16 protein-coding genes are annotated in these 16,392 nt (G+C 71.3%); 6 read left to right on the forward strand and 10 right to left on the reverse strand.

What is annotated here, in order from left to right; genetic code table 11:
* The first annotated feature begins 104 nt into the window (after nt 1-104).
* Complete coding sequence (locus GGQ69_RS12495; protein WP_183529026.1) at nt 105-1,010, forward strand: fumarylacetoacetate hydrolase family protein; 906 nt, start codon at nt 105-107, stop codon at nt 1,008-1,010.
* A 75-nt stretch (nt 1,011-1,085) separates the two neighbouring features.
* Here GGQ69_RS12495 and pdxT read toward each other — a convergent pair whose 3' ends face one another.
* From pdxT to GGQ69_RS12510, 3 genes are all read right to left on the reverse strand, one after another.
* A complete protein-coding gene (pdxT, locus tag GGQ69_RS12500) occupies nt 1,086-1,769 on the reverse strand; it encodes a pyridoxal 5'-phosphate synthase glutaminase subunit PdxT (RefSeq protein WP_183529028.1) in 684 nt (227 codons plus the stop codon).
* Between the two features lie 61 nt (nt 1,770-1,830).
* Nucleotides 1,831-2,805 carry a pyridoxal 5'-phosphate synthase lyase subunit PdxS gene (gene pdxS, locus GGQ69_RS12505; RefSeq protein WP_010143810.1) on the reverse strand — a complete coding sequence of 325 codons (975 nt, stop codon included), beginning with the start codon at nt 2,803-2,805 and terminating at the stop codon, nt 1,831-1,833.
* Between the two features lie 68 nt (nt 2,806-2,873).
* Nucleotides 2,874-3,719 (reverse strand): CoA ester lyase, encoded by an 846-nt coding sequence (locus GGQ69_RS12510; RefSeq protein WP_183529030.1) that lies wholly within the window; start codon nt 3,717-3,719, stop codon nt 2,874-2,876.
* Nucleotides 3,720-3,790: 71 nt separating this feature from the next.
* Between GGQ69_RS12510 and GGQ69_RS12515 the strand changes: the two genes are divergently transcribed.
* The 4 genes from GGQ69_RS12515 to GGQ69_RS12530 all read left to right on the forward strand — a co-directional run bounded on the left by GGQ69_RS12515 (nt 3,791) and on the right by GGQ69_RS12530 (nt 7,372).
* Nucleotides 3,791-4,306: a helix-turn-helix domain-containing protein gene (locus GGQ69_RS12515; RefSeq protein WP_255459699.1), complete on the forward strand. Its 516-nt coding sequence runs from the start codon at nt 3,791-3,793 to the stop codon at nt 4,304-4,306.
* Nucleotides 4,307-4,701: 395 nt separating this feature from the next.
* On the forward strand, nt 4,702-5,361 hold the full coding sequence (locus GGQ69_RS12520; protein WP_183529032.1) for a hypothetical protein: 660 nt from the start codon (nt 4,702-4,704) through the stop codon (nt 5,359-5,361).
* Nucleotides 5,362-5,414: 53 nt separating this feature from the next.
* A complete protein-coding gene (locus GGQ69_RS12525) occupies nt 5,415-6,614 on the forward strand; it encodes a PLP-dependent aminotransferase family protein (protein WP_183529034.1) in 1,200 nt (399 codons plus the stop codon).
* 137 nt (nt 6,615-6,751) lie between these two features.
* Entirely contained in the window at nt 6,752-7,372 is a 621-nt protein-coding gene (locus GGQ69_RS12530; RefSeq protein ID WP_183529037.1) for a PadR family transcriptional regulator, read from the forward strand.
* A gap of 127 nt (nt 7,373-7,499) precedes the next feature.
* Here the strand turns inward: GGQ69_RS12530 and GGQ69_RS12535 are convergent, their stop codons facing one another.
* Together GGQ69_RS12535 and GGQ69_RS12540 are read right to left on the reverse strand one after the other, a co-directional pair.
* Complete coding sequence (locus GGQ69_RS12535; protein WP_183529039.1) at nt 7,500-9,059, reverse strand: long-chain fatty acid--CoA ligase; 1,560 nt, start codon at nt 9,057-9,059, stop codon at nt 7,500-7,502.
* A 258-nt stretch (nt 9,060-9,317) separates the two neighbouring features.
* Nucleotides 9,318-10,328 carry an ABC transporter substrate-binding protein gene (locus GGQ69_RS12540; RefSeq protein ID WP_183529041.1) on the reverse strand — a complete coding sequence of 337 codons (1,011 nt, stop codon included), beginning with the start codon at nt 10,326-10,328 and terminating at the stop codon, nt 9,318-9,320.
* A gap of 170 nt (nt 10,329-10,498) precedes the next feature.
* Between GGQ69_RS12540 and GGQ69_RS12545 the strand changes: the two genes are divergently transcribed.
* Entirely contained in the window at nt 10,499-10,969 is a 471-nt protein-coding gene (locus GGQ69_RS12545) for a MarR family winged helix-turn-helix transcriptional regulator (protein ID WP_183529043.1), read from the forward strand.
* 189 nt (nt 10,970-11,158) lie between these two features.
* Here the strand turns inward: GGQ69_RS12545 and GGQ69_RS12550 are convergent, their stop codons facing one another.
* The 5 genes from GGQ69_RS12550 to GGQ69_RS12570 all read right to left on the reverse strand — a co-directional run bounded on the left by GGQ69_RS12550 (nt 11,159) and on the right by GGQ69_RS12570 (nt 16,098).
* Entirely contained in the window at nt 11,159-12,187 is a 1,029-nt protein-coding gene (locus tag GGQ69_RS12550) for an ABC transporter substrate-binding protein (RefSeq protein ID WP_183529045.1), read from the reverse strand.
* Between the two features lie 77 nt (nt 12,188-12,264).
* Entirely contained in the window at nt 12,265-12,744 is a 480-nt protein-coding gene (locus GGQ69_RS12555) for a MaoC family dehydratase (protein ID WP_183529047.1), read from the reverse strand.
* 107 nt (nt 12,745-12,851) lie between these two features.
* A complete protein-coding gene (locus GGQ69_RS12560) occupies nt 12,852-14,057 on the reverse strand; it encodes an acyl-CoA dehydrogenase family protein (protein WP_183529049.1) in 1,206 nt (401 codons plus the stop codon).
* Entirely contained in the window at nt 14,054-15,022 is a 969-nt protein-coding gene (locus tag GGQ69_RS12565) for an amidohydrolase family protein (protein WP_183529051.1), read from the reverse strand. The genes GGQ69_RS12560 and GGQ69_RS12565 overlap by 4 nt, the downstream gene beginning before the upstream one ends.
* A 143-nt stretch (nt 15,023-15,165) precedes the next feature.
* A complete protein-coding gene (locus tag GGQ69_RS12570) occupies nt 15,166-16,098 on the reverse strand; it encodes an SDR family NAD(P)-dependent oxidoreductase (RefSeq protein WP_183529053.1) in 933 nt (310 codons plus the stop codon).
* Between the last annotated feature and the right edge of the window lie 294 nt (nt 16,099-16,392).

Genomic DNA, 16,392 nt, shown 5'->3' on the forward strand with positions numbered 1-16,392 from the left:
GGAGTGCATGATCCATGGATACCGTGTGTCGGGATGCGCGCGGCAGGACGCCGCGACCGGCGGACCGATGGTGCGCCCCTGGCTCGACTCGTTGGGAGACCCTTGTGAACTACATCAGCTACGTGACCCCTGAAGGCACGGCCACGTGGGGCGTTGCCGCACAGGGCACCGTCCACGACCTCGGCCCCAGCGGGGCGAACCTGGCCGCCTCCCTGCACGAGGCCGTGGTCCGGGGCCTGTTCGGGACGCTGTCGGCCGCCGACCTGGCCTGCGCCCCCACCCATGACGAGCAGGACATCTCCTACCTGCCGTGCCTGACACAGCCGGGGAAGATCATCTGCATCGGCGTCAACTACCGCACCCACCAGGAGGAGTCCGGCAAGACGGGACAGACCGCGCCGACCGTCTTCACCCGTTTCGCCGACACCCAGATGGGCCACCTGGAGCCCGCGATCAAGCCCGCCTCCACCGGCAAGTACGACTACGAGGGCGAGATGGCCCTGGTCATCGGCAAGGAGGCCTGGCACGTGGCCCCCGAGGACGCCTTCGACCACGTCGCCGGCTACGCCAACTACAACGACTTCTCCGTCCGCGACTGGCAGAAGGCGGCCAGTCAGTGGATCCCGGGGAAGAACTTCCCCGCCTCCGGCGGCTTCGGCCCCTACCTGGTCCCGGCGGCGGACGTGGGCGACGTGCGGGAGCTGACGCTCGAGACGCGGGTCAACGGCGAGGTCCGGCAGCACGCCTCCGTGGCGGACCTCTACTTCGACATCCCCACGCTGATCGCCTACGTCACCGGCTTCACCCGCCTGCACCCCGGAGACGTGATCGTCACCGGGACCCCGGGCGGCGTCGGGCTGTTCTGGGGCGAGGACGGCCTGCTGGACGCCGGCGACGTCGTGGAGGTCGAGGTCACGGGCCTGGGCGTGCTGCGCAACACGGTGCAGGATGAGGCCGGCGACGGCGCCGCACCGGCGGAGGGCGCGGCGGCGCTGGCGCACGCCGGCTGACCGCCGCAGGATCACCGAGCGCCCCGGCGGGGCGCCCGGCGGACCACTCCGCCCGGGCGGCTCCCCGCCCGGAGGTCACGGCTCCCGGCGGACCACCCGGTCCAGGAAGTACCGGTGGAAGGACCAGTCGCCGGTGACCTCCGGGTGGAAGCTGGTGGCCAGCAGGTTGCCCTGCCGCACGGCCACCGGCACCGATCCCGTCACCAGCCCGCAGTCCACCCCGGACTCCAGCCGTTCGGACGGGACGGAGGCCAGCACCTCCACGCCCGGCCCGGCCTGCAGCACCGCGGGGGCCCGGATGAACACGGCGTCCACCGGCTCGGCGGACACCGCCGGGGCGGAGAGCCGGGCCTCGAAGGAGTCCACCTGGGAGCCGAAGGCGTTGCGCTGCACCGTGATGTCCAGCCCGCCCAGGCTCTGCTGGCCGGCGATCGGGTTCGCGATCCGGTCGGCGAGCATGATCATCCCGGCACAGGTCCCGTAGACCGGCAGGCCGTCGTCGATCGCGGCCCGCACGGCCGGGGCCAGGCCCAGCAGGCGGGAGAGCTTGTCCATCACGGAGGACTCCCCGCCGGGGATGACCAGGCCGTCGAGCCCCGCCAGGTCCCCGGCACCGCGCACCGGGGACGTGTGCGCGCCGAGGGCCGTGAGCACGCGCTCGTGCTCACGCACGTCCCCCTGCAGGGCGAACACCCCGATCGCGGGGGCCCGCCCCGCGGGGACGTCCTGGGGGCGGGATGCACCGGTGACGTGGGTCATGAGCCGGTCATCCCCGCCCCCGTGGGAGCGAGGGGTCGGACGGGGTGCCCGACGGCGCCGCTCACCACCCGCGTTCGGCCAGGCGGTGGGGAGCGGGCAGGTCGCCCACGTTGATGCCCACCATCGCCTCGCCCAGGCCGCGGGAGGCGTCGGCGACCGCGGCGGCGTCGTTGAACTGGGCCGTGGCCCGCACGATCGCCGCGGCCCGGGCCTCCGGGTTGCCGGACTTGAAGATGCCCGAGCCCACGAACACGCCGTCCGCACCGAGCTGCATCATCAGGGCGGCGTCGGCCGGGGTGGCGACGCCACCGGCGGTGAACAGCACCACGGGCAGCTTGCCCTCGCGGGCGACCTCGGCGACCAGCTCGTACGGGGCCTGCAGTTCCTTGGCCGCCACGTACAGCTCGTCCTTGGACAGCGCGGAGAGCTTGGCGATCTCGCCGCGGATGGTGCGGATGTGCTTGACCGCCTCGGACACGTCACCGGTGCCGGCCTCGCCCTTGGAGCGGATCATGGCCGCGCCCTCGGTGATCCGGCGCAGCGCCTCGCCGAGGTTGGTGGCGCCGCAGACGAACGGCACGGTGAAGTCCCACTTGTCGATGTGGTTGACGTAGTCCGCCGGGGAGAGCACCTCGGACTCGTCGATGTAGTCGACCTTCAGGGCCTCGAGGACCTGGGCCTCCACGAAGTGGCCGATCCGGGCCTTGGCCATCACGGGGATGGAGACCGACTCGACGATCTGGTCGATCAGGTCCGGGTCGGACATGCGGGCCACGCCGCCCTGGGCGCGGATGTCCGCGGGGACGCGCTCGAGGGCCATGACGGCCACGGCGCCGGCGTCCTCGGCGATCTTGGCCTGCTCGGCGGTGACCACGTCCATGATCACGCCGCCCTTGAGCATGTCCGCCAGGCCGCGCTTGACCCGGGCGGTGCCGGTGCGGGGCGAGCCCTGGCCGGAGTCCTCGATGGCCCCGGGGGTGGGGTCGGCGGGGTTGGAGGTGTAGGAGGCCGCGGACGACTCGGTGGTGTTGGACATCTGTTTCCTTTACGGGGGTGTGGGTGGAGTCTGCCGCCGAGGACGGGGCAGCGGGTGGGGGTGCTCGGTCAGGCGTTCCAGAGGCCGTAGGAGTCGGCCAGGTCGGCGATCTTCTGGGCGCGAGCCAGTCGCGGCAGGTACGAGCCGTCGCCCACGGAGGCCCCGGCCTGGTGTGCCTGCAGCATCTCCACGGCCCAGGAGACCTCATCCTCGGACGGGGACAGGGCGCGGTTGATGGAGTCGACCTGGTCCCGGTTGAGGCAGAGCCGGCCGGTCATGCCCATCGAGGCAGTGGTCCTGGAGGTCTCGACCACGGCCTCCTCGCCGTCGGCCGCAGCCGGGGGGCCGTCGATCGCGCCGGGCAGCTTGCCCACGCGGGAGGCGATGACCAGCCGTGACCGCGCGTAGGCCATGGCCATCGGGTCGTCGGAGATGCCGGTGTCCTTGCGGAAGTCGTTGGTGCCGAAGGCGAGCCGGAAGGTGCCGGGGGCACGGGCCACCGCCGTGGCGTTCTCCAGGCCCAGGGCCGTCTCGATCAGGGCGATCACGGGGGTGCCGGCCCGCATCCGCATGGCGGTCAGGGTGACCTGCTCGGGCTCCTCGGCCAGGGCCAGCATGACCCCGCGGAGCCCGGGGGCGCCCGAGAGCGCCTCGAGGTCCTTCTGCCAGTCGGGGGTGTTGATGCCGTTGATCCTGACCCAGGCGTCCATGCCGCCGTTGAGCGCGTCTACCACGGACTGCCGGGCGGCGTCCTTCTTCTCGTCCGGGACGGCGGCCTCGAGGTCGAACAGGACCGAGTCCGCCTCCGAGGCCAGCCCGGGCGCGAAGTCCTCCGGCCGGGCTGCATTGACCAGCAGCCAGGACCGGCTCAGCTTGGCGGGCAGGGCAGCAGCTCGTCGGTTACGCAAGGGCATGGCCTCCAGCCTACCGCCGCCGAAAGTTACTCACCCGTGTTCTGCCTCACGGCGCCGGTAGGCTTCGGGCCATGGCCGACGAGATCCCGATGCTGTCCCGCAGCGCCACCCACGGCCCCCTGCCGGAGGACGAGCTCGCGATCCTGCGGCGCATCCCCGGGCTGGGCCCGGACCGGGATCCGGGCCGGGACGCCGAGCAGGGCGCAGGGCCTGGCACGGCCCCGGGCCCGACCCCGGATGCGACCGTGGTGCTCGACGGCACCACGGTGCGGCTCGGACCGGCGGCGACGGCGGCGGTGCTGGACCTGCTGGACCGCCTCGCCGCGGGCGGCCAGGTCTCCGTGGCGCAGCAGGACCGCTGGCTGAACACCTCGCAGGCGGCCCGGCTGGCCGGGGTCTCGAACACCTACCTGCGCCAGCTGGCCGATCGCGGCGAGATCCCCGTCACCTACCGCGGCACCCACCGCCGGATCCATCCGGACGACGTCCAGTCCTGGGTGCGCCGCCGCGCCGAGGCCCGCGCCGGCGAGGCAGGGCAGGACGCCGCCGCCGACGCCGGGGAAACGGACGACGCGTCCCAGGACTGAGGGTCCGCGCAGGTCAGGGCGGGGTCGCCGCAGAGGCCCCGGGAAGGGGCCGCGCAGGGGGCGGGGACACGCCCGCGCCGTGGGTTCCGCCGAGGGCGGACGACCCCCTCCACCCGGCGGAAGACCTTGGCCGGCGGGCCTCGGCATGAGAGGATTGATTTCTCAACCAAGTTTCCGCAGGCCACCGGCCCGCGGTACAGAGTCTGGTGAGAAAGCCGGTCTACTCATCCCCCCTCCGAGGGCCGGATCGCCGCCAGACCGGCCGGGGCCCACCCCGTTCTTGGGCCCCGGCCACCTCCTTGCCCGTGCCGTGCCCCGCGCCGGAGTACGATGGTCGGGTCATCCCGCGGACGCCTGACCACCCGGCCCGCGACCTTCCGCAGCACAGGAGTTCCATGAGCGCGTGCCGACCCCTGCGCCCCGTCGCGATCGCACTGGGCGCCGTGACGGCCTCCGTCGCCCTGGCCGGCTGCAACCTCTTCCCCAACCCCGCCGAGTCGCCGGCCGGTGGTGACGGCCCCCTGCCGACCGTCTCCGCCGAGGGGTACGTGGAACTGCCGCTGTACTTCGTGGCGCTGAACGGCGACTTCCCGCCGAACACGACCGGTCGCGACGTCGCCTGCCAGGACCTGCTGGTCCGCGTCACCTCCGTGCCGGTGCAGACGGAGGATCCCGTGGCCTCGGCCATCGGCTTCCTGCTCACCGATGAGCAGTACAGCCACGGGGACCCGGCCGTCACGAACTCCCTCGACCCCTCCGAGGACGACCTCGCCTACGCGTCCCACCGCGTCGAGGGGGACACCGTGGTGCTGGAACTGACCGGCGACCTCGTCAGCCGCAGCCAGTGCGAGTCCTACCGCATCCGCGCCCAGCTCAACCAGACGGCCGCCGCGGCCGCCGGGGTGCCGAACGCGGAGGTCTACGTGGACGGGGTGCTGATCGAGGACCTGTTCGGCCTCACCCCCCTGGAACTCGGCGAGGAGATCACGACCCCGGCCCCGGATGCGGAGCCGACCGACGAGGTCACCGAGGGCATGGGGGCCACCGGTTCCTGAACCGGCCCGGCCCTTCTCACCGGTGCGGTGGCGTTGCTAGCATCGGCCCGGTGATGGATCCTTCAGCGTTCCTTTCAGACCGCGCCCGCGGCGTGCGCCAGTCCGCCGTGCGGGACGTGTTCGACCTGGCCATGTCCCCCGGGCTGGTCTCCCTGGCCGGCGGCAATCCGTGGCTGGACGACCTCCCGCTGGAGGAGCTGGGACGCGTCGCCGACGAGCTGGTCTCCCGCCAGGGCCACCTCTCCCTGCAGTACGGGGCGGGCCAGGGGACCGCGGAGCTGCGGGACGCCGCCTGCTCGGTGATGGCCGCGGACGGCATCGAGGGCGCGGACCCGGAGCTCGTCGTCGTGACCCCCGGCTCCCAGGCCGGGATCGACACCGCGGCGCGGATGCTCGGGAACCCGGGCGACGTCGTCGTGGTGGAGGACCCGACCTTCGTGGGCGCGCTGAACACCTTCAACACCTGGCAGCTGGACGCCGTCACCACCCCGACGGACGAGGAGGGGCTGATCCCCGCCTTCCTGCGCCAGACCCTGCAGCGGCTGCGCGCCGAGGGGCGCCGGGTGGCCTTCCTGTACACGATCCCCTCCTACGCCAATCCCTCCGGTGCGCTCATGCCCGCGGCCCGGCGGGACGAGGTGGCGCGGATCTGCCGCGAGGAGGGCGTGCTGATCGTGGAGGACAACCCCTACGGCCAGCTCGGCTTCGAGGACGCCCCGGTCCCGCCCATCGCGGCGGAGCACCGGGACCAGGTCATCTACCTCGGCACCGCCTCCAAGATCTTCTCCCCCGGCGTGCGCATCGGCTGGGCGCTGGTGCCGCCGGCGCTGCTGCGCGAGTTCTACCTCTCCGCGGAGTCGGCGTACATCTGCCCCTCGGTGCCCAGCCAGATGCTCGCCACGGCCTTCCTCACCCGCTTCGACTGGCAGGGCCACGTCGCCCGCTGCGCCGTCGAGTACGCGCGTCGGTGCGACGCCCTGGTGGACTCCATGGAGGAGTCGCTGGACCCGCGGATCATGTTTGCCCGGCCCGGTGGCGGCTTCTTCGTCTGGGCCCGCATGCCGGACGGCATCGACACGCTGCCGCTGATGCACACCGCCGCGGAGGCCGGCGTCGTCTTCGTGCCCGGCGCGGCGTTCACGCCCGACGTCGGCCCGAACCCGCACTTCCGGCTCGCCTTCTCCTTCGTGGCCCCGGAGGTGTTGCGCGAGGGCATGCGCCGGCTGGCACCGGTGCTCAACGCGGCCCTCTAGCCCGGGGACAGGACGGGCCGCCCGTCCGGCCGGGGGCCGCCGCCGGGCCCGACTCTTACCTATCCTCATAGTGGCGTTCCCCGGGCGGGCGGTTACAGTGGAGCGGACCGGCTGCCCCAGCGGGAAGGACCCACGCCATGTCCCTGCGCAATGCACTGCTGGCCCTGCTCGTCGTCGAGCCCATGACCGGCTACGACCTCGCCAAGAGGTTCGGCTCCTCGGTGGGCAACGTCTGGCACGCCCCGGACTCCCAGATCTACCCGGAGCTGCGACGGATGACCCAGGACGGCCTGCTCGAGGCCGAGGAGGTCCCGTTCGGGCGCAAGGGCCGCAAGATCGCCTACACCATCACGGACGCGGGGCGGGAGTCCTTCCGGGAGTGGATGGACTCCGACCTCCAGTGGGCGCGGGACCGCGACCCCATGCACCTGCGGGCCGCCTACTTCGAGTACGCCCATCCACAGCGGGCCCGCGCCCAGCTGGAGGCCTACCGCGAGCACACCCGGCAGATCCAGGCGGCCTGGCAGCAGCAGATCGACGAGATCGACGCCGGCACCTCCGAGACCCTGGCCCGCCGCCTGCGGTCCGTGCCGCCGGAGGAGCACCACCGCACCGCGGCGTTCAAGCGCTACACCTACGAGGGGCTGGTCGCCCGGGCCGAGACGGAGATCGGCTGGGCCGAGCGCGGGCTGAGGCTGCTCGAGGAGCTCTATCCCCAGGAACTGTCCCAGGAGTCCTCCGCCGGCGCCCCGGCCTGAGCGGTCAACCGGCGGGCTTCACCGTGACGGCGCGGCGCCCGCCCGTCGCCCGGTAGGCCCCGGGGTCCACGGGGACGAGCCACCCGGGCCGCAGGGGCGAACCACCCGGGCCACGGGGACCCGCGCCTCAGCCCCCGTAGCGGCGGCGCAGGTCCGGTTTGCGGATCTTGCCCGAGGCGGTGCGGGGCATCTCGTCCACGAACACCACGGACTTGGGGACCTTGTACCGGGCGAGCCTGCCGTCCAGGTGCCGGATGACCTCGTCATCGGTCAGCTCGTGGCCCTCCCGGACCACCACCACCGCGCGGGGCACCTCGCCCCACCGCTCGTCCGGGACACCGATCACGGCCACCGCCGCCACGGCCTCCAGCTGGGCGATCTCCTGTTCGACCTGCGCCGGGTAGATGTTCTCCCCACCGGAGATGATCATGTCCTTGAGCCGGTCAGAGATGAACAGGAACCCGTCCTCGTCCCGGTAGCCCATGTCCCCCGTCTTCAGCCAGGTGCCGTCCTCGGCCTGCTCGAAGGACTCGGCGGTCGCGTCGGGCCGGTTCCAGTAGGCGGTGATGACGTTGGGGCCCTGGACCTGGATCTCCCCGACCTCCCCGGGAGGGCACACCTGCCCGAGCGGGTCGACCACGCGCACCGCGGTGTGGAAGTGCGGCAGTCCGCCGGACCCCTGCTTGGCACGCGAGTAGCGCGCCGGCAGGACCGTGGCGCCGGGCGAGGTCTCGGTCATGCCGTAGCCCATGGCGATGGACAGCCCGCGCTCCTCGTAGGCCTCCAGCACCCGCATCGGCACGGCGGACCCCCCGCAGGTCAGGATCCGGAGCGAGGACAGGTCGGTGGCCTTCCAGTCGGGGTGCTCGGCCAGCAGCTGGTAGGTGGTGGGCACCCCGGCCATGCTGGTGATCCGGTGCCTGCCGATCAGCTCGAGGACCCGCCCGGGCTCGAACCGGGGTTCCAGGACGAGGGTCCCGCCCTTGAGCAGCGTGGGCAGCGCTCCCATGCCGAGGGAGGCCACGTGGAACATCGGGGCGATCATCAGTGCCCGGGTCTCGCTGGTCACGTCCAGGTCGGTGAGGACGTTGAAGGCGTTCCACGTCAGGTTGCCGTGCGTGAGCATGGCGCCCTTCGGTTTGCCCGTGGTCCCGGAGGTGTAGAGGATCAGCGCCAGGTCGTCGAGGTCCACCGCCACGTCCGGGCGCACCGGGTCGCCGCCGGCCAGCAGTTCCTCGTAGTCGAGGGCCTCCAGGTCCCCGTCGCGGCGCTCGACGGCGGCCGGCGGGCCGTCCTGGACGGTCGCCAGGGTCCCGACGCCGGCCCCGCGGCTTCCGGCGACGGCCAGCGGTTCCAGCGTGGCCGAGGCGATCAGCACCGTGGCCCCGGAGTCCTCCAGGGCGAAGGCGATCTCCGGCGGGGCCAGGCGGGTGTTCAAGGGCACGAAGACGGCGCCCAGGGAACCGGCCGCGAACAGGGTCTCCAGGAACGAGGGGTGGTTCTCGCCGAGGTAGGCCACGCGGTCACCGCCCCGCACGCCGCGGTCGGCCAGGGCGTTCGCCAACCGGTCGATCCGGGCCGCCCACTCGTCATAGGTCAGTTCGCCGGCCGCGCTGATCACGGCGGTGCGCCCTGCGGACTTCACGCGCCTTCGGTGGATCCAGTCGCCGATCCCACGGTTGAACATTCCCGACTCCTCTGCAGCTTGACGTGCCCTGTCCGCACTCCCCTCAGTGTGGAACATTTAGTTGAGTAATTCAATAGTTATTGTGGACATTCAAGCGTCGCCCAGGGGGACACGCAGGCGTTGGGCACCACCCCTGACACCACGGTGCGGGTGGTCCTGCCCGGCGGCCGAGGCCACCGGGCAGGACCACCCGCACCGTCGGGGATGGGTCGTCGGGGATCGGCCGTCAGGGATGCACCGTCCGGGCCGTGCCACCGGTCACTGGCGGACCAGGTCCTCCACGGACGGCGCCTCGTCGATGAGGCCACCCTCCACGGAGAGGTCGATGACCTTCTGGAGCGACTCGATGTCATGCTCCTGCGGGAAGCGCGGCATGGTCAGCTGCTCGATCACGTCCGCCTCGAGGGAGGTGTACTCGGGCAGGATGGCCTTGGCCGCGTCCGGGTTGTCGGTGGCGTACTGCTGGGACTCCTTCATGGCGGTCACGAAGGCGTCCACCAGCTCGGGGTCCTGCTCGATCATCTGGTCCGTGGTGAAGTAGCCGGCCACCGACAGGTCCGGGATCGGGTCCGCGTACTGGGCGAAGATCCGGCGCGCACCCGCGGCCTCGGCGATGGTCACGAAGGGCTCCACGGCGCCGATGGCGTCCACGTTGCCGGCCTCCAGCTGGCCGACCATGTCCGGGAAGGCCATCTCCACGTACTCGATGGTCTCGGCGTTCCCACCGTCCTGGCGGATGCCCTCGGAGATCACGGTGTCGTTGATGTTGTTCAGGGTGTTGACGGCGATGCGCTTGTCGTCGAGGTCGGCGGCGGTCTTCACGTCCGAGTCCTCGGGGACCATCACGGCGGCGAAGTCGTCCTCGGAGTCGCCCGTGGTCTGCGGGCCGGTGGCCACCAGCTTCAGCGGCAGCCCCTGGGCGCGGCCGATGGCCAGCGAGGTGACGTTGGAGAAGCCGAAGTCCATCTGCCCGGACTGCACGGCCGGCACGATCGCGGCCCCGCCCTGGGCCAGGGTCAGGGTGACGTCGAGGCCGTGCTTCTCGAAGATGCCCTCCTCGACGCCCAGGTAGATCGGCGCGACGTCCACGATCGGGATGACCCCGACCTCGACCTGCTTCAGGTCACCGGCGGCGGCGGACTCGCTGCCGGACCCCTCCGTGGCGGCCCCGGTGGTGGCGCCACCACCGGACGGCGAACCGGATCCACAGGCGGTCAGGGCCAGCAGTGCGGCCGCGCCCACGGCGGCCAGTCGGACATTCCTCATCATCGGGTGCTCCTGGAGTGTGACATGCGGTGATCCGCGACCGCAGGAGCGGCCGCGAGGCTGGGGCGAGGGGGTCGTCCAGCCTGTAAGGTGACTCACACTCTACTCAGCCGTCACAATGGCCAACAAGAGAATTCCATTAACGATCTCAACTGTTCTACGGATGGAGAGCCATGCAGGACGACGGTCAGACACTCGCCACCGCCGAGGAGTTCCACAGCCTCGCGGTGCGGCGGTTGCTCAGCCGCCACGGCCGTCTCTGGACACAGCAGGTCTCGGCCGACCACACCTCCATCCAGTTCGGCCTGTTGCTGTGCCTGGCCAGGTCCGTCGGTGGACTGTCCCAGTCCGAGATCGCCGAGCAGCTGGCCGTGGACCGGGCCACCCTGACCGAGCTGGTGCACCGCATGTCCGCCCAGGGCCACGTGACGGTCTCCCGCGACCCCCGGGACGGCCGCCGCCGGGTGGCGACCCTGACCGACTCCGGGCGGGACCTGCTCCGGGAGCTGTACCACCCCGCGCTCGAGGTCAACGACCAGCTCTTCACCCCCCTGACGGCCGAGGAGACGGAGCAGCTCACCGCGCTGCTGCGGCGCGTCCTGGCCCACGACACCGGCGCCCCTCCCCACCACGACCCGGCCTGACCGGGGCCGCCCGGCAGCCCGGCGGTCCGGCAATCCGGGAGCGGTGGAACCAGTCTGCCGGGCAGCGGGCTGTCCGGCCCGTGCCGCCCCGGCGTCCTGCGCAGACCGCGACGCCCCCGCCCGGTCGGTCCAGGGCGGGGGCGTCGTGGTGGTGTGAGCGGGTCACGTACCGGGGGCGTGGGCGTCAGCTCACTGGGAGCCCTCCCAGTACAGGTTCTCCACGTCCGGGTCGTTGCTGATGAAGCCGTACTTCACCATCAACCGCCCGGCCTCCTCGATCTGCTCCTTGCGGATCTCGCCGGAGAGCTTCTCCATCTTCAGGTTCTTCGCCGCCTCCTCGGGCAGGCTGATGAACTCGGGCAGCAGGGCACGGGCGCCGTCCGGGTCCTCGTCGGCGGCGGCCAGCGTCTCCGTCATGGCGTCGACGAACCGCTGCGTGAGTTCCGGGTTCTCCTCGGTGAACTTGCCCGAGCTGAACGTCACCATCGTCGGCATGCCGGCCACCGAGTCCTGGAAGGAGTACCCCACCAGCTGGTTGTTCTCGTTCGCCAGGGAGCTGGTCAGGAAGGGCTCCGGGACCCAGATGGCGTCCGTGTTGCCGCGCTCGAGCTGGGCCGGCATGTCCTGGAACGGCATCTCCGAGAACTTGATGGCCGAGGGGTCGCCCCCGGCCTTGGCGACGGACTCCATGATGGTCAGGTCGCCCTGGGTCTTGAGGGCATTGACCGAGACCGTCTTGCCGGCCAGGTCCTCCCAGCCCTGGATGCCGCTGTCCTTGGTGGTCACCACGCCCGCGATGTCCTCGCCCTCCTCCAGGGAGTTCGAGTAACCGGCCACGATCTTCATGTCCAGGCCGCGGTCGTTGGCGTTCATGACCGAGTTCGGGTTGCCCACGCCGAAGTGGATCTGCTCGTTGGCCACGGCCGGGAGCATCGCGGCACCGGCGTTGGACGTGGAGAGCTCCACCTCGATGCCGTGCTCCTCGAAGATGCCCTCCTCGATGCCGTACTGCACGGCCACGGACGGGGCGATCGGCAGCACGCCGACGATCACCTTGTCGAGCTCACCCGAGGCGCCGCCGGACTCGGTACCGCCGGACGCGGCGGCGCCGGGCGAGCTCTCCCCGCCTCCTCCGGACGGTGAACCGGAACCACAGCCGGTCAGGGCCAGCCCCGCGACGGCGGCGGTGGCCAGCAGTGAGACGAGCTTCTTCTTCATGGTTTCTCCTGCGGGGGTGCGTACCGGCTCGGGCCGGGAGGGGGTGGAGTGGGGCGGAGTGCCTGGAGGCGGGTGCCTCAGGCGTAGAAGCGGGCGAGGAAGGTCGCGACGACGGCGGGGCGCTCCTCGCCCTCGATCTCGATGACGGAATCGACGACGATGTGCAGGCCGTTGCCCTTGACCTCCTGCACGTCGGCGATCGAGCCCTTCATGCGGATGCGGGAACCGACCTTCACCGGGGAGGTGAAGCGGACCTTGTCCAGGCCGTAGTTGACCTTGGTCCTGACGTCGGAGACGTCGAAGAGCTCGGACCAGAAGGGGATGATCATGGACAGGGTCAGGAACCCGTGGGCGATCGGGGCGCCGAAGGGGCCGTCCTTGGCGCGCACGGGGTCCACGTGGATCCACTGCTGGTCGTCGGTGGCGTCCGCGAAGGTGTTCACCATCTGCTGGGTGACCTCGCGCCACTCGGTGACGCCGAGGTCCTTGCCGGCCAGGGACTTGGCCTCCTCGAACGTGACGACGAGCCTGGACGTGGGGGTGGTGGTCTCGGTCATGGTTTCCTCCTAGGAATGTGTTCTACATCACAATGGTTGATGAGCGCAATGGTTTTGGGTCACGAGCGGCGGACCGTGACCGTCCGGTGATGGATGGGGCGTGGCCCTCAGACGAAGGCGCCGACGCCGGTGACGGCGCGGCCCACGATCAGCGCGTTGATCTCGTGGGTGCCCTCGTAGGAGTAGATGGCCTCGGCGTCTGCGTGGAACCGGGCCACGTCCGTGTCCAGGGTGATGCCGTTGCCGCCGCACACCTCGCGGGCCAGGGCCACGGTCTCCCGCAGCCGCAGCGAGGTGTACATCTTGGCCAGCGCGGAGTTCTCGTCCTTGAAGACCCCGGCCGCCTGCTGTTCGGTCAGCTGCACCACCATGCCCAGCGAGGCGGTGAGGTTGCCCAGCATGATCGCCAGCTTCTCCTGCACGAGCTGGAACCCGGCGATCGGCCGGCCGAACTGCTCGCGCCCGCGGACATACCGCAGGGCCGCCTCGTAGGCACCGGCCTGGGCCCCCACGGCCATCCACGCCACGTCCGAGCGCATGTTCCGCAGGCAGCGGGCCACGTCCTTGAACGAGTTGATCCCGTGCAGCCGGTCGGCCTCGGTGACCCGGACGTCCCGGTACTCGATGTGGGCGTTCTGCATGATCCTCAGCGAGGCCTTGTGCGGGATGATCGTCATGGTCACGCCCTCGGCATCCCGCGGGACCAGGAAGCACTTGACCTGGCCGTCGGCGGTGTCCCGGGCGAAGGTCGCCACCACGTCGGACACCGAGGCGCCGCCGATCCACCGCTTGGCGCCGTTGATGACCCACTCCCCCGTGGCCGCGTCCCGGGTGGCGGTGGTGGCCAGCCCACCGGCCACGTCCGAGCCGTGGTCCGGCTCGGTCAGCCCGAACACGCCGGTCAGTTCATAGGTGCGGATCCTCGCGTCCAGGTCCCGTGCCTGCTCCGGGGAGCCGCCCAGGGTGCAGACCGTACGGAACAACCCGGCCTGGGCGTTGTACAGCGTGCCGACGTTGATGTCGCAGCGGGCCAGCTCGAAGTTGCGGAACCCCGTGAGGATGTCCCGGACGGGCTCCCCGGCCTCGCGCAGCACCGGCGGGTCCATCAGCTCGAGGCCGCGCACCGCCTCGAGCAGCTCCGTGGGCAGCTCGGCCCTGTCCCAGGCGTCGTTGAGGTGCGGGTGGACGGTGGAGCGCAGTTGCTCGCGCAGGTCCGTCAGGACCCTCCGCTCGGCCTCGGTCAGCCGCTCGGCGAAGCCGTAGAGGTCGGACGGGATCACGGCCCCGACGGCGACCGGGCGCCCGGCGCTCATGCCGCACCGCCGGCGGCGGTGCGCTCGCCTGCGGAGGCGCCCCGGCCGGCGTCGCCGGTTCCGCGTTCCGCGCCCAGGCCGAGCAGCGTCACCGCGTTGTCCTTCAGGATCCGCGGGCGCACCTCGTCCTTGAGCGGCAGGTCGGCGAAGGCCTTCAGCCACTGGTCCGGGGTGATGAGCGGGAAGTCCGTGCCGAACAGCACCTTGCGGGAGAGCACGTTGTTGGACTGGCGCACCAGCGACTCCGGGAAGTACTTCGGGGACCAGCCGGAGAGGTCGATGTACACGTTGGCCTTGTGCGTGGCGATGGAGTTCGCCTCGTCCTGCCACGGCACCGAGGGGTGGGCCATGATGATCGGCAGCCCCGGGTGCTCGGCGGCCACGTCGTCCAGCAGCAGCGGGTTCGAGTACTTCAGCTTGATCCCGCGCCCACCCGGGAGCCCGGCGCCCATGCCGTTCTGCCCGGTGTGGAAGATGCACGGCAGACCGATGCGCTCCAGTTCGGCCCACAGCGGGAAGTACTGCTCGTCCGAGGGGTCGAAGCCCTGCACGGAGGGGTGGAACTTGAACCCGCGCACGCCCAGTTCCTCGGCCTGGCGACGGGCCTCGGTGATCGCGTCCGGACCGGTGCGCGGGTCCACGCTGCCGAAGGGGATGAGCACGTCGTTGTGCCGCGCGCAGCCCGCCACGAGGTCGTCGATGGAATTCGGCAGGTGTCCCAGCTGGGTCCGGGCGTCCACGGTGAAGACCACCGCGGCCATCCCGTGACCCCGGTAGGTCTCGGCGATCGAGTCGATCGAGGGAGTCCGCTCGGCGGCCTTGAAGTACTTCGCCGAGGCCTCCATGATGTCGTCCGGCATGGCCACGTGGCCGCAGTCGTCGACCTCGAGGTGGACGTGCATGTCCACGGCGGTGATGGCGTCCACGTCGACGGCGCATTCATAGCGCACGGGGGTCTGTCCCATGGTTCCTCCTGGGTGCGATTGCTGGGTGATGACGGGCGGTGGCGCCCGGTCGGCAGGCGCCTTGTCGACGGGCGCCCGGCCGGCGGGCACCCGGCCGGCGGGCACCCGGCCGGCGGGTGTCCGGCCGGTGGGTGCCGGGCGGACTACTTCCCGGCGGGCTCGGGCCGCAGCTCGGCGGGCAGCTCCGGCATCCGCTCGCCCACGGACTGCAGGTTGGCCTCGAGGATGGCCTTGCCCTCGGAGAGCATGGTCTCGTAGTCCCAGCCGCCCTCGTGGTAGTCGGTGGTGACGGCCTCGGGGTGGGACCAGACCTGCAGGCGGTCCCCACCCACGCCGATGGCCTGGCCGGAGATGCCCGCGGCGGCCTCGGAGGACAGGAAGGCGACCAGCCCGGCCACGTCCCGGGCGGGACCGAAGCCGAGGTCCTTGCGGAAGAACTCCGGCATGGCCTCGCCGCGCTCGTCGGCCTCGACGGCCTTGGCGAAGAACGGGATGGTCTTGGTCATGGCGGTGGCGGCCACCGGGATGACGGCGTTGACGGACACGCCGGCCTTCTTCATCTCCAGGGCCCAGGTGCGGACCATGCCCACGATCCCGGCCTTGGCGGCGGCGTAGTTGGTCTGGCCGAAGTTGCCGCGCTGGCCGGTGGGCGAGCCGATCGTGACGATGCGCCCGGCCACGCCGTTCTCCTTGAAGTACGCGAAGGCGGAGCGCACGCAGGTGAAGGTGCCCTTGAGGTGGACGTTGATGACCGCGTCGAAGTCGTCGTCGGTCATCTTCAGCAGGGACTTGTCCCGCAGGATGCCGGCGTTGGTGACGAGGATGTCCAGCCCGCCGAAGGTGTCCACGGCGGTCTTCACCAGCTGGTCGGCGGTCTCGGACGAGCCGACCGGTGCGACCACGGCCGCGGCCCGGCCGCCGGCCTCGGTGATGGAGGCGACCGCCTGGTCGGCGATCTCCTGGTTGACGTCGTTGATGATGACCGCGGCGCCCTGGCGGGCGAGCTCCTGGGCATAGGCCAGGCCGAGTCCTGCGCCGGAACCGGTGACGATGGCAACCTTGCCGTTGAGGGACATGGCTTCTCCTTCGGGGGTGACGTTCGTGGGGTGAGGTTCGCGAGGTGTGCTGCTGGCACCATGACAGCCCATACCGTTGAGAAAGTCAATGATCTAATTTCGCCATGGCCTGAGGGGACCGCACCCGGAGGGGTCCGGACGGGGCGGCGGCGGATCGAGCGCCGGGCTGCGCTCCGGTCCGGCGCCCGGCCGAACGCCTGTCCGAGCACCCCTCCCGACGGCGGTCGATCCGGGGCTCACCAGCCAGCGCGCATCACCGGGAGGGGGTCTACACTTGAGAACATCAATGGTTGG

Origin of the sequence: Micrococcus sp. TA1 (assembly GCF_014199555.1) — a bacterium.
In the GTDB taxonomy this organism is placed as follows: Bacteria; Actinomycetota; Actinomycetes; order Actinomycetales; family Micrococcaceae; genus Citricoccus.